At 51.8% G+C, this 14092-nt stretch carries 11 protein-coding genes; 4 read left to right on the plus strand and 7 right to left on the minus strand.

The window, feature by feature from the left end; translation table 11 throughout:
* Positions 1 to 62: 62 nt before the first annotated feature.
* From gspF to ACMXD4_RS15325, 4 genes are read right to left on the minus strand one after another with little or no spacing between them, the layout of a single operon-like run.
* Positions 63 to 1274, minus strand: coding sequence for a type II secretion system inner membrane protein GspF (gspF, locus tag ACMXD4_RS15310; RefSeq protein WP_415878656.1), 1212 nt, complete (start codon positions 1272 to 1274; stop codon positions 63 to 65).
* A 6-nt stretch (positions 1275 to 1280) separates the two neighbouring features.
* A complete protein-coding gene (gene gspE, locus ACMXD4_RS15315) occupies positions 1281 to 2792 on the minus strand; it encodes a type II secretion system ATPase GspE (protein WP_415878657.1) in 1512 nt (503 codons plus the stop codon).
* Positions 2779 to 4686, minus strand: coding sequence for a type II secretion system secretin GspD (gspD, locus tag ACMXD4_RS15320; RefSeq protein WP_415878658.1), 1908 nt, complete (start codon positions 4684 to 4686; stop codon positions 2779 to 2781). The genes gspE and gspD overlap by 14 nt, the downstream gene beginning before the upstream one ends.
* 22 nt (positions 4687 to 4708) lie before the next feature.
* Positions 4709 to 5254 carry a type II secretion system protein N gene (locus tag ACMXD4_RS15325; protein WP_171694796.1) on the minus strand — a complete coding sequence of 182 codons (546 nt, stop codon included), beginning with the start codon at positions 5252 to 5254 and terminating at the stop codon, positions 4709 to 4711.
* Positions 5255 to 5405: 151 nt separating this feature from the next.
* Between ACMXD4_RS15325 and ACMXD4_RS15330 the strand changes: the two genes are divergently transcribed.
* The 4 genes from ACMXD4_RS15330 (at position 5406) to ACMXD4_RS15345 (ending at position 11858) form a co-directional block, all read left to right on the plus strand.
* Entirely contained in the window at positions 5406 to 6545 is a 1140-nt protein-coding gene (locus tag ACMXD4_RS15330; RefSeq protein WP_415878659.1) for a hypothetical protein, read from the plus strand.
* Between the two features lie 57 nt (positions 6546 to 6602).
* Complete coding sequence (locus tag ACMXD4_RS15335) at positions 6603 to 8858, plus strand: hypothetical protein (protein ID WP_415878660.1); 2256 nt, start codon at positions 6603 to 6605, stop codon at positions 8856 to 8858.
* Between the two features lie 1116 nt (positions 8859 to 9974).
* On the plus strand, positions 9975 to 11150 hold the full coding sequence (locus tag ACMXD4_RS15340) for an integrase (RefSeq protein ID WP_415878661.1): 1176 nt from the start codon (positions 9975 to 9977) through the stop codon (positions 11148 to 11150).
* Between the two features lie 324 nt (positions 11151 to 11474).
* Positions 11475 to 11858 (plus strand): Rap1a/Tai family immunity protein, encoded by a 384-nt coding sequence (locus ACMXD4_RS15345; protein ID WP_415878662.1) that lies wholly within the window; start codon positions 11475 to 11477, stop codon positions 11856 to 11858.
* A 101-nt stretch (positions 11859 to 11959) separates the two neighbouring features.
* On the opposite strand, the gene ACMXD4_RS15350 is transcribed toward ACMXD4_RS15345, so the two are convergent.
* The 3 genes from ACMXD4_RS15350 to ppk2 form a co-directional block, all read right to left on the minus strand.
* Positions 11960 to 12484: an REP-associated tyrosine transposase gene (locus ACMXD4_RS15350; protein ID WP_415878663.1), complete on the minus strand. Its 525-nt coding sequence runs from the start codon at positions 12482 to 12484 to the stop codon at positions 11960 to 11962.
* Positions 12485 to 12558: 74 nt separating this feature from the next.
* Positions 12559 to 13227 carry a metal-dependent hydrolase gene (locus ACMXD4_RS15355; protein WP_415878664.1) on the minus strand — a complete coding sequence of 223 codons (669 nt, stop codon included), beginning with the start codon at positions 13225 to 13227 and terminating at the stop codon, positions 12559 to 12561.
* A gap of 63 nt (positions 13228 to 13290) precedes the next feature.
* Positions 13291 to 14073, minus strand: a complete 783-nt coding sequence (ppk2, locus tag ACMXD4_RS15360; RefSeq protein ID WP_415878665.1) for a polyphosphate kinase 2 — start codon at positions 14071 to 14073, stop codon at positions 13291 to 13293.
* Positions 14074 to 14092: the final 19 nt, after the last annotated feature.

Genomic DNA, 14092 nt, shown 5'->3' on the forward strand with positions numbered 1-14092 from the left:
CGGCCTGCGGGACAACGGGGAGAAGATTAGAAAGCCAACGTGACAGGCGTATGACAAAACCGCTATCTAATCAGCTGGTTCATTTCAAATATCGGTAACAGAATCGCCAGTACGATGGTCAGCACCACCAGGCCCATGAACAAAATCAGAGCCGGCTCGAACAAACCCATGGTCAATTCGGTCAGCGCCTGAATATCGCGCTCCTGATCGTCGGCGGCGCTTTCCAGCATGCGCGGCAATTGGCCGCTGGCCTCGCCGCTGGCGACCAAATGTATCGTCACCGGCGGGAAGAAACCGCTGGCTTCCAGCGCCTTATTCAGGCTCTGGCCTTCCCGCACGCGAATCGCGGTATGCGCCACCGCTTGCTGCATGGCGTTGTTGGACAAAACCTGGCTGGATATTTTTAGCGCTTCCAGCAACTCCACGCCGCTATTGGTCAAAATTGCCAAGGTGCGGGTAAATCGCGCGGTGTTTAAGCCTTTGGAAAAGCGGGCGGTAATCGGCATGGTCAGCAGCCAGCGATGGAACAGCATGCGCGGCCGCTCCCGGCGCAAAATCAGCTTCGCCGCCACAGACAAGCCCACCGCGATGACCAGCAACAGCAAGCCATTGCGCTGCAAAAAATCGCTACAACTAATCAAGGCTTGGGTAATCGCCGGCAACTCGTGGCCCATTTTGTCGAACACGCCGGTAATTTCCGGCACCACATACGCCAACAGGCCGACGACCACCAATATCGACACGGACGACAGCAAGACCGGATAAATCATCGCCATCTGCAACTTACGATGCAGCTGGCCTTTGTCGCTGAGATAATCGGCGAGTTTTTCCAAGACCTGATCCAGCTTGCCCGAGGATTCGCCGGCTTCGATGGTGGCGCGGTACAAGGGCGGAAAGGTACTGGGAAAGGCCTGACAAGCCACGGCTAGGCTTTGGCCTTCCAGAATCCGGCTTCTGATCGCAAGCAAAATCCGTCTGGCTCTGGCCGATTCCAATTGCCGGGCAATGATGCCTAGCGCTTCGTCTATCGCCAAACCGGACTTCAACAAAGCCGCCAATTGCCGGGTGATATGCGCCAGCGCGCGCATGCCGATGTTTTGCGCCAATAAGGGCGACTGGCCGCTGCGTTCTTTTTTATGAACTTCCTGAATGTCCAGCAGGGTTAAATCATTGGCTTTTAATTGTTGGCGCGCGGTTTTGATGGTGTCGCTTTCAATCGTGCCTTTGACTGCCTTGCCCTTGCCGTTCAGCGCTTGATATTCGAATACCGCCATACCCAGTTAATCCTTTAAAGTGATGCGGATGGCTTCGTCGATGCTGGTGTCGCCGTTCAGGACTTTTTCCAGCGCGCTTTGTTGAATGCTGCGCGAAGTCAGTCGGGCATGCCGTTCCAGTTCGAGGTCACCGGCACCATCATGGATTAACTGTTGCATCGCGCCATCCAGCATGATCATTTCAAAGATACCGGCCCGGCCCTTGTAACCGTGGTTATGGCACTGCGGGCAGCCTTGGGCTTGATACACCGTCAACCATTGCTCGGCATCGCCGCGATAACCCAACTTGGTTAAATCCCGCGCCGGCACCTGCTCCGGCTTTTTACAATGCGGACACAATTTGCGCAGCAGCCGTTGCGCGATCACGCCGACCAAGCTGGAGGCCAACAAAAACGGCTCTATGCCCATGTCGCGCAGCCGGGTGATGGCGCCGACGGCGGTATTGGTATGCAAAGTCGATAGCACCAAATGTCCGGTCAAGCTGGCCTGAACGGCAATTTCGGCGGTTTCCCGATCACGAATCTCGCCGACCATCACAATGTCTGGGTCCTGCCGTAAAATTGCCCGCAAGCCCTTGGCAAAGGTCATATCCACCTTAGCATTGACTTGGGTTTGGCCGACGCCGTCCAGGTAATATTCGATAGGGTCTTCGACGGTGAGAATATTGCGGCTGCGTTGGTTCAATTGATTAACCACCGCGTACAAGCTGGTGGTTTTGCCGGAGCCGGTCGGCCCGGTCACCAGAATGATGCCGTGCGGCCGGGCGATCATCTGCTGAATGCTGTCCAGTTCGTAATCCGACATGCCGACTTGCTTCAAGCTCAATTGGTTGGCCTGCTTGTCCAGCAAGCGCAACACCACCCGCTCGCCGTGGCCGGAAGGTAAGGTCGATACCCGCACATCCACAGTACGGCCGCCGATGTTCAAGGAAATGCGACCATCCTGCGGCAAGCGCTTCTCGGCGATGTCCAGCTTGGCCATGACTTTCAGGCGGGAAATCACCATCGGCGCAAATTCGCGTTGCGGCTCGATAATCTCCCGTAAAGTGCCGTCCACCCGAAACCGCACCACCATGCGTTTTTCGTAGGATTCGATGTGTATGTCCGAGGCGTTTTCCTTGATGGCCTCGGTGAGCAAGGCATTAATCAAGCGGATGATGGGCGCTTCGTCTTCGCTTTCCAGCAAGTCTTCCGGCTTGGGCAGATGCTGCGCCATCTCCGACAGATCCAGATTGTCCTGCATATCGGCCACCATTTGCTGGGCATGGCCGGTTTTATGTTCGTAAACCGCCTGCAACAGCCGTTCGAATTCCTCCGCACCCACCGCTTCGTAACTGGCCGGTCTAGCAACGAAGCGGCGGATTTCAAGCAAAGCCGTTACCGTGGCTTTTGGTTGGTAAACGATACGCGCCTGCTGCGCCGAACATTCCGCGACCAGCACGCCGTGGCGCTTGGCAAAACCGTATGACGGCAGCCTGATGTCGGTCGGCGCTGGCGCTGTCGGTTCAGCGCTGGCCATTGCCGCCAGCCTCGCCGCGATTGTCTTGCCCGGCCAAATTGTCGTCCGGTAAATTGTCCAGCAACGGCTGTTTCTGCTCCGGCATCAACAATACGCCGTCTTCGTTAAACTCTTGCTGCTTGTCGCGAATGTAGTTGTATTTGTCGTGGGTCAAACCGCTGGATTTACCCGCGTCCCGGATGATTTGCGGGCGCAAAAACACCATCAGATTCTTTTTGGTGATGGTCGTGGAATTGGTTTGGAACAAATAGCCCAGATAAGGAATGTCCCCCAACAGTGGCACTTTATCCACGGTTTCGGTGATGTCGTCTTCGATCAAGCCGCCCAATACCAGGACCTTGCCGTCATCGACCAATACGCTGGTTTCGATTTTGCGCTTATTGGTCTGCAAATCGGCGCCGGTTGTGCCTTGCACCACACTGGAGACCTCTTGCGCGACTTTCAATTTAACTGCGTTGCCTTCGTTGATCTGCGGCAAGACTTTGAGTTTGATACCGATGTCTTCGCGCTGGATAGTCTGAAACGGCGTGCTCAAGCTGCCGCCGACCGACGGCGTGTATTGGCCGGTGGTTAACGGGATGTTACGGCCAACTATCATGCTGGCTTCTTCGTTATCCATCGTCACCAGCGACGGCGTGGATAACACGTTGACGTCGGTATCGCTGGCAAAGGCGGTCAGCAAGGCTTTTAGTTCGCTACCGGCTAGATAACCGATGCTCAGGCCCTTGCCGGCGGAGGTAATGAATTGCGACAAATTCAAAGAGTTGCCTTCGCCCTTTCTGCTGGCCGCAAACACACTGCCATCGTCCTTGGTTTGCCATTCGACGCCGATGTTCTGCGATTTGTCGTAGCTGACTTCAGCAATAATCGCTTCGATATGCACTTGCGCGCGGCGCACGTCCAGCTGCCGGACCACCGATTTCAAAGTCAGCATCAAATCGTGCGGCGCCGTGATAATCAGCGCATTGGCGGCCTCGTCGGCCCGAATGTCAAAGTCCTTGGCAGTAGTGGCTTTGGTTTTGGCTTGATCGGCTTTTTCGTCCTTCAACGACCCAACCCCGGTCAGCGTTTCCACCAATTCCTTGGCTACCGCGTAACGCATATAAATCACTTCGGTGTTGCCGGCTTTTTCCATCGGCGTATCCAGATTGGCGATCAAGGCGCGCATCTGCAAACGCATCTCCGGGTCGCCGCCCAGAATAATGGAATTGGAGCGTTCGTCGGCCACCATGGGCGGCGGGACAGCCGTGGTTTTTCCGGCATTATTGCTGGTAATCAGCGTATTCAGCGGCAGTATCAAATCGGCGGCGTTGGCATGCCGCAGATTGATGATTTCAATGTTTTGTAAATCGCTTTTATCGATTTGCTTGATCATCGCTGCCAAGCGCTTAACATTCGCGGCGGTATCGGACAGGATGACGGTGTTACTTTCCGGCACGGCGCCGATAAAGGCGTATTGCGGCATCAAGGGTAACAAGGTTTGCACCAGTTGCGCCGCATCGACGTGATGCACCTGCAACACCCGGGTCAATTGCTCGTCGCCGTTCTGTGGGTTGCCGCGCAACTCGCTTTCCTCGCCGTCCTGCTTGGCGGTGACGTTGGGAATAATCTTCACCACATTGCCGTTCGGAATCGCGGAGTATCCGTGCACCTTTAGTATGGACAGGAATACATCGTAGACTTGCGCGGACTTCATGGGCGTGGAAGTCACCACCGAGATATTGCCGGTAATGCGCGGATCGATAATAAAGTTTTTACCGGTGACATCGGCAACCGTTTCGATCAGGGCGCGAATATCGACATCTTTCAGATTCAGCGAGAATTCGTCTTTTTCCGCCAGTACCATCGGGCAGAATATGGCCAGCAGCAAGCCGATCAACAAGCGTGTTTTCATTTGCAGTTTATAAGGGAGGGAATTATTCGGCGGCGGATGGCGCGTGGACGCTATCTTTTTTTAATAACAGGGATTCCCGGCGTTCGCCACGCTTCAGCAACACCCGGTCGGCTTGGACAGACTGCAACACCGCGCCGCCGGGCAGTTCATCGCCCAGCCTATATTTCTTTTGCTGGCCGTCGTCGGTTTGGATGATGCCGCTGGCATTTTCCGGATTCTTGGATAAAAACAGGATGCCCAGCAGTTTGAGTTGCGATTGCGTCTCCGCAACGGCGCCATCACCAGATACGCTATCCGGGCTTTGCCCGAACAAATGCCAAGTGCCGATTTCCGACAAATCCATGGGCGGATTTTGCGTGACCATTTCGGGTGAGATGGGCGCTGCGGACTCTGCCGGCATCTGGTCGACATCGGCCAACGCATCGGGCAGGTTGGCATACAACACCGCAAGCAAATAAACCGTCGCCAGCGCTGTGGCAAGCCATGGCAAAGAAACGCCGCCGCCTAATCCACACGCCGCTGATTTCCAATCGAAAGCAAATCTTGAATATCCCGCAAATTTCATCATGCTTGGATTATGCTGGGAAAACATGACTGTTTTATGACAAAGCCGGCCCGGCCGATAGCCACCCATCTGCGTCGGCAGCTGGCTTGCCGGTAGCCCTAAAGCGCTGATAAAGTCGGTCGAAAAACTGAACCCACCCACATTAACTAAGCACATGAATGGATTATCAACCCTGGCACAGGCCTTTGGCGGCGAGGCGAGCCGCATTGAGGGAATCGACAAATTAGCCAGCGATTTAAATCGCTGGTATTTGCAACAGCCGCCGGACCGCAACTTTCTGCATCCCTGTTTAATCGGCGGCAATCCGGCCCTGGTGTGTCAAGCCGGCCTGAGCCGCGACGCCGCCTCAGCTTATGCCGAATTGGCAGCAATAGCCCGGCGCTACGACATCTATCTTAAAGAAGACAACCGGCAGCGCGACGATAGCACTATCCAGCATAACCGCCGCCGCGAAGTCAGTCTGGTATTGAGTTTTTGCATCGGCATGCTGGGCTCTTCGCGCATCGTAAGCGCCAACGATTTGCAGCCGGTCAATGCCGTGCCGGCCGTCGCCAGCCAATTGGCCGAACCGGTCAACAGCATGCAGGCCAAGCTATCGGTCGATCAGGACGGCACAGCGACGATACGCTTACGCCTGCGTAAACCGCCCAGCGCCGCAGAAGTGATGGCTGCATACAGCCAAAAACAGGCCACGCTGAACAGCGATCCGCTGGCGAAAACGGAAATAGCCAATTTTCTCAGCGCTATCTATCAGGCCGAGTCCAGCGATCCGGCCAATATCAGCGCCGACTTAGCGCTAATGGCCGACTATTTTTCGCATTACCCGCAAGCCGTGAATTTGCTTAACGAACTGCGCGGCCAAAAACTCGTACTCAAATACCGGCAAAACACCTGGCAATCCCAGGCTTTTGGCAACGAATTTGGTGTAGAGAGCGTGACGATTTATTTCGATACCCGCTTGGGTGCGCAATTGCTGAACGATCCGGGCTGCGACAGCACACCCGCATGCAGCATCTCGCCCGCCGACGCCTTACTGCATGAATTGCTGCATGCCAAATTGATGTTGCTGGATAGCCAGCATTTTATTGACGGCGGCGGCATGGCCCAAACCTTGTACCCATTCGAGCACGAACGCGAAGTGATCAATCACGAAAACCGGCTTTACCAAGATATGAACCAATTGGATGGCCGTGCCCGTCCTTTAAGGCATAGACATAGCGGCGAGTTATTGCAAGTCTCCTGCCCGGCCTGCAACCCAACAAAGCAAGTTGCGTCAAGCGACCCAAGTCTGTAAAACTAGCGAAATTTCGTGATAGACATAACAAAAACTACTCAACTCAGGAGACACACAATGACGCCCATATCCAGCCGTAATGTTGCCGAAAAATGGCGGTTTGCCAGACTCGGCGGTTTCGATCAGGTTGAATTGAAACGCGGTAGCGATTTAATCGGACTGCCGGAACTGGATCAGAAATTATGGGCGGCACTGAGTTGCCCGACGCACGGATTGTTCTTCGACAACCAAACATTGGCGCTGCTGGATACCGATAACGATGGCCGCATCCGAGCCAATGAGGTAATCGAGGCGGTGCGTTGGGTGAGTAAGGTACTGAAAAACCCGGCCGATTTGATCCAACAGAAGACCACCCTGCCGCTGGCGGCGATAAACGATCAAGATGAAGAAGGTCAACAGCTACTGGCCTCCGCCGTCGAGATCTTAAAAAATCTGGGCAAGGCGGATGCGACCGAAATCACCACCGACGATCTGGCCGACATGACCAAGGTCTTCGCCAACACTCAATTTAACGGTGACGGTATTATCCCGGTTAAAGCCGCCGGCGACGAAGCCGGCCAGCAAGCCATCACCGACATCATCGCCTGCTTGGGCGAGGTTGAGGACCGCAGCGGCGAGCCGGGTATTAATCTGGAAAAAATCGAGCAATTTTTTAAAGATGCCGGCGCATACTTCGATTGGTGGCAACAGAGCGACGCAGAAGCCGTGCGGATTCGCAATCAAATCGCCGACACTGAAGCGGCAGCGGCCTTGCTGGCCCAAATAAAACCGAAAATCGACGACTTTTTTACCCGCTGCCAATTGGCGGAATTCGACACCGGCGCGACCGAGTTGTTGAACCCCGCCGACAGCCGCTACGAGCAACTGGCCGGCATCGACTTGTCGGCAAGCAACGAAGAACTGGCTAAATTGCCGCTGGCCGCTATCGCCGCCGGCGCTAACTTGCCATTGAATACCGGCTTGAATCCGGCTTGGCGGTCTGCGATAGAACAGTTAAAAACCCTGGTGCTGACACCGCTGCTGGGCGCTTTGGACAGCTTGTCCGACGCACAATGGCAAAGCGTGATTGGTCAGTTTGCTGATTATCAAGCCTGGTTGCAGAAAAAGCCCGCGAATGCCGTCGAAAGCTTGGGGCTGGAGCGTATCAAAGCGCTGTTGCAAAGCGATGCACAAGCCAAATTGACCAGCCTGATCGAACAGGATCTGGCCTTGGAACCGCAAGCCACAGCCATCGACTCGGTCGTGCGCTTGCTGCATTACTACCGCGATCTTTACACCTTATTAAATAACTTCGTGTCGTTTCGCGATTTTTACAGTGCCGAACCGCACGCTATTTTCCAGGCCGGTACCTTGTATCTGGACGGCAGAAGCTGTCAATTGTGCGTGAAAGTGGATGACGTGGACAGCCACAGCAAACTGGCCGAACTGAGCAAAATATTTCTGGCCTACTGCGTATGCCGTCGGCAAGGCAGTAACGAAACGCTGACTATCGCCGCGGCGGTTACCGGCGGCGACAGCGACAATTTGCGCGTCGGCCGCAACGGCGTGTTTTACGACCGCAACGGCCTGGATTGGGACGCGACCATCGTCAAAATCATCGAAAATCCGATCAGTATCAAAGAAGCCTTCTGGTCGCCGTACAAACGCGTCGCCCGGATGATTAACGAACAACTGGAAAAAAGCGCAGCGGCCCGCGACAAGGCGGCTAACGCCAATGCTTTTAAAGGCATTTCCGAAGCCGGCGCCAATGCCGGACAAGGCAAGGAACCGCCGACACCGTTCGATGTCGGCAAATTCGCCGGGATTTTCGCTGCCATTGGTTTGGCGATCGGCGCCATCGGTACCGCGTTAGCCGCCGTGATGAGTAGCTTCATGGGCTTAGTTTGGTGGCAAATGCCGCTGGCCATCATAGGTGTGATGCTGGCGATTTCCGGCCCTTCCATGTTCATCGCTTACTTGAAACTGCGCCAACGCAATCTGGCACCGGTCCTGGATGCCTGCGGCTGGGCGGTAAACGCCAAGGCCTTTATCAACATCCCGTTCGGTCGCTTGTTGACCGGCGTCGCCAAATTACCGAAAGACGCGGAAATGCAAATGGTCGATCCGTTCGGCGAAAAGCAAAGCCATTGGAAAAGCTACGTGTTTTTGCTGATCCTGCTGGCCGGCGCGGCCTACGCCTGGCATAAAGGCTATATCGGACCTAAGCAAGAACCGGAACAAGCGGCCCAGGTTGAGGAAAAAGCGGCGCCAGCTAAAGTTGATGCGCCTGCTCCGGCAGCAGCTCCAGCCAAACCAGCGGAACCGGCCAAGTAAACCTTTCTTTGCAAACCACCGGAGCGGCGGCGCTTATCAGCTGTTGCTCCGGTCCCGTCTAATCTTAGAAATGTAGGGCGTCAATAGGCGTAGCCGTATTGCGCCGCATGTCGGCCTTAATCATTCGGCGCATTGCGCTAACGATAATCCCCCGTACGCGGGCTTAAAATCATTTGTTGGGCCGTCATGAAAACTCAGCTAATCCTATTTTGTTTGAACTTTGCTCTTATAGGCTGCGCTTCGCGATCAGAAATTCATGACGACAACCCGATAAAAGACATATCGAATTTGTACAATAGAAACGGCATCGTTGCAGCTCCCACTTTCGTTGGAAACGCTATTTGTGGCACACCGTTTATTTTGCTGGCTACTACGTTTGACGCCGTGTACATAGGTAAACTTGGGAAACGAACTGAAACGTACCGTTCCGCTATCAATAACAGCTACTTATTACCTGCTATGGCGTGTGGCGCAGCTACAGGCTTACCATTTATCCCGCTTTCCTATATTTTCGAGGAATCTCCTGTATATCTCTCAACCCCGTAGTACTCTGCTCCAAGTCAACAACCCCCTGTGATTTTTTACTCAATGCGGTACGTCAATAGGCGTAGCGCATGTTGGTATTAAATCATTCGGTGCATTGTGCTTACGCTAATGCACCGCACGCGGTGCGAAGATAGCCCATAGGATGCTGCCGACGTTAGGAGGCGCATCGCTCGCGTTACTCGACACCTTGAATTTCATATTGCTCATTACTTCCCCAATTATTTGAATAAACTCCACGTTTCACAAATTGATGAAAACTGGAATACGGCCTTTATGCCCTATGGGTAAATCCATCACCCGTTTCACATATCCATGCTTCACCGGATTCCAATGGATATAATCGATATGCCGATTTAAAGCATCTTGGTCTTCGATTAAATGCGCCCAAAACCGTCGCTGCCGAATACCGCGTTCACGCCGTTTTTGACGACTTTTTGAAACCCGCTCACCGGTTGATATTTTTCTGGAAAAACACCCCGAATTGCCTCAAATTAAAAGTAACCCAAGGGGTCATTAAAAACGGGTCGTTGCCTCACATTGTGTGTAACCGAAATCAAGCGGGTTACCACCATGGGAAAACACGAACGACGAGCCTATTTACAGGCTATCCAAAAGCGCTATCGACAAAGCGATAGGGCAACGAAACAAACGATCCTAAACGAGTTTTGCGAAGTCTGCGGCTACGCCCGTAAGTACGCGATTCGTTTGCTGAATCGAAAAGCCAAGCCAATCGCTTCGCCTAGCAAACGGCCCGGCCCCAAGCGGAAATATCAAGCCGAGGTGTTGCTGGAGCCATTGAAGCGCATCTGGTTCGCTAGCGATCAACTGTGCGGCAAGCGCCTGAAAGCAGCGATACCGATCTGGCTGCCGCACTACGAAGCGCAGTACGGCTCACTCTCCGATCAGGTTCGTGCCGACTTGCTAAAGGTTTCGGCGGCGACCCTGGATCGCTTGCTCAAACCCTTGCGCGTCCAGCACCCCAAAGGCTTGTCCGGCACCAAACCCGGGTCTCTGTTGAAAACCCAGATTCCCATCCGAACTCATCACTGGGACGAGACCCAGCCCGGTTTTGTCGAAGCCGATACTGTCGCTCACTGTGGCAATTCGCTGGCCGGCGATTTCGTCTGGAGCCTGACGATGACCGACATCGTCACCGGCTGGACCGAATGCCGGGCCACCTGGAATAAAGGCTCGCAAGGTATCCTGGAACAGATTCAGGCCATCGAGAACCTGTTGCCATTCCCTTTGAAAGGCTTCGATTGCGACAATGGTTCTGAATTTCTCAATCATCACCTGGTTCGCTATTTCACCGACCACCCGCAAAAGCCTGCGTTTACCCGCTCCAGGCCTTACAAGAAAAACGACAATGCCCATGTCGAGCAGAAAAACTGGACTCACGCCAGGCAATTATTCGGCTACGACCGGCTGGATAATGCCGCGCTGGTGCCGTTGATGAACGAGGCCTACAGCACGCTTGGGTGTCCTTTGCAGAATCATTTCTGCCCCAGTCTGAAACTTCAGAAAAAACACCGAGACGGCGCCAAAGTCGTGAAAAAATACCATGCCCCGCAAACCCCTTACCAACGGGTGATCAATCATCCTGACATTCCGGAAACCACCAAACAGACTCTCCAGGAACATCATGCCAAACTCAATCCATTTGCTCTTAAGGCCGCCATTGAGCAACAATTGAAACTCATTTTTTCACAAGTCCAGGTTACCTCTAATGTGAGGCAACGACTCTGATCCTTCGGTTACCTTTTTCTATGAGGCAATACGTCTGGTTCAACGAATCAATGCGGCTTGCGGGAGCGATAAAATCAACAGCCTGCTAAGTAAGTCTTTCGTTGCATACGACCGGAGCGGTGGCGCTTATCCGCTGTTGCTTCGGCCCTATCTAGTTCAATAGGCGTAGCCTTATTGCGCCGCATGTCGGCCTTAAATCTACGCAGACTGGTAATCTATTCGTTTAATATCAGTGGCAGGTTGATCAAATCGGCGTAATGCTCGTTGGTTATTGCGCCTTACGGTCTTTTGTGTGTCAGACATAATCAAAATTATTGAAATTTTATGATGAAATTTTTAACCAAACTAACAAAAATCAGCTGCGCACTTATCATGAGTACAATCGTCCTATGTGAATGCGCATATGCGAATGCTAATACCCCTAAAATAAACGAAGACAGCGTAGATTTGCAGGCAAAAATATTTCTTGATGAGTTTGTAAGCTCAGATAGTAATACTCGAAAATCGGCTAGGCTTTATTTGCTTGGCGTTTTGGACGCCACGGAAGGAAGGGTGTGGTGTGGCTTCAAGACGCTAAAAACTGCCACATTAAATGAATTTATACTTGAATATATGAAAAAACTTGAACCCACTCAATTGGAACGTCGAGCATCCGTGGTAATTGAAGAATCACTAAAAAAATCATTTCCTTGTAGAGAAAAGCCATGAAGCCAACTTTTCAGACACTTAAAAGTAATCATTACTCATCTGAACCTAGCAAGGCCGTAAGGCGCAATAACCAACGGGCATTGCGCCGTATTATTTTTCGATCACTCAAACTCATATAAATCTCCGTCAATTCCTGCCCAATTCAAAGGATAAGCGCCCTGCTCAACCCATCGGTGAAAGGTCGAGTATGGCCAATCTTTTACGTGCTTTACCCATCCATGTTTCACCGGGTTGTAATGAATATAATTCATGTGCGCTTGAAAATCCGCTTCATCCCGTATCAGATGCCCCCAATAACGCCTTTGCCAAATACCACGTTCTCCCCGCTTGATTCTCACGCTCGATCTGCGCTCGGTTTTCGGTATGGCTTTGGAAAATCCAATTTTTATCAAACGTATTCGAGTAGCATAGTCAATATCGTTTTCCGGCAGTTCTATCAAGCAATGCATGTGCTCAGGTAATACCACCCAACCGTGAATTTTGAACGAGTGATGAGCTTTCACCGTTTTGACCGATTCCCGTAAAGATTGAATATATCGTATCAACAAATCGTTATCTTTTCTTTGTAACAAATTGATAGTTAAAAAATAGGCTCCGACTGGGTGCCAGGTTCGCAGGTAATCCATTTGTTTATTATCGATTATGTGCCTTCAATGCGGCGCAATGCCCGTTGGTTATTGCGCCCTACGCGGGCTTGTGTTTATCGTTTAAGACCAATCCCAACGAACATACCGACAACCAGGGCAATATAAAACACATAACGCATCGCCTTATATCTTTGAAACAATATTGTTTTTAATTTACATGAAATTAACATAGAAACAGGTATTAAAATCACTAACTCAATGAGTATATTACGCCAAAGATAAATGTTTTTTATATCGATATGCCCTGCGCTTGGCAAAATACCAAAAGGTAACTTTATTAAATTTGAATTTATTGGCCAAAACAGCGGCATAGGATGAACGCCCACCAGTAAATCCAATATCAAGTGAGAAAAGCTCGCCGTATAAAACAATCCATGAGAAACCGAGATAAAAGTATTTTTTAATACAAATTTCTTGGCACATGAGGCAATCAAACCAATGACGAAACAAAATAATATTGAATGCGTTACTCTTGGCTCTATTTGATAGTCAAATACCCAATAAACCAAGTAATCCATATCTGGACTTATACCCAGTCCGATAAAAAACATACACATAAATGCAGCCCCGCCAGATTTAATTTCGTGCTTTCTGGCAAAAATGGCTGAACTGATCAAAGCATGCCCTACAATTGATGACATGTAATGTTTCCCATTTTTAAAATCAGTAACGTGGGCAACGCTTTTCTGCCCACCATGATCGCGCGATTGTTTTAATTCCACGTGGGCACAAAAACCGTACCCACCCTTTTCATTACCCCATCCAAATCCTGACCATCAAGCGCCTCACGGCGCAATCATGCCATTGTGCAAATAGCTTTCTTCGTAATTAAACACGATGTTCGCGTCCGGCAAGACTAGCGCTTCGTCCTTGCCTTTGTAGTCCAAACGAAACAATAAATCCTTGATGATATTGATCCGTGCGGCTTGTTTATCGTCGGATCTAACGACAGTCCAGGGCGCGGATAAATGGTGGGTTCTGGCAAACATGATATTGCGGGCTTCGCTGTATTGCTGCCAGTGTTTTTGGGCTTCCTTGTCGATGGGGCTGATTTTCCATTGTTTCAGCGGATCTTTTTGGCGTTGTTTTAAGCGTTCTTTTTGTTCGGCTTTGCTGATGTCCAGATAGTATTTCAAGAGCTTGATGCCGGAGCGCACCAGCAACTGTTCGTAATGCGAGACGGTTTCGATGAACTCGTAGTATTCGTCATCGTTGCAAAATCCCATCACCCGCTCCACGCCGGCCCGGTTGTACCAACTGCGATTGAACAACACCATTTCCTGGGCGGCCGGCAAATGGTGGGTGTAGCGTTGAAAATACCAGGTGCTGAGATCGCGGTCGGACGGTTTACCCAGTGCCACCACCCGGATTTCCCGGGGGCTAAGATGTTGAATGATGCGCTTGATGGTGCCGTCTTTACCGCCGGCATCGCGGCCTTCCAGGATGATCAGAATTTTGTCGCCATGCTTGATGATGTGATTCTGCAACTTGACCAGTTCCACCTGCAATTGCTGCAAGGTATCTTTGTAGACCTGTTTGTCGGACTTTGGTGGGTGCTTTTTACTCATAGTTACCTGCCTGTCTAAA

This window comes from Methylomonas sp. TEB (genome assembly GCF_047777895.1).
Taxonomy (GTDB): domain Bacteria; phylum Pseudomonadota; class Gammaproteobacteria; order Methylococcales; family Methylomonadaceae; genus Methylomonas.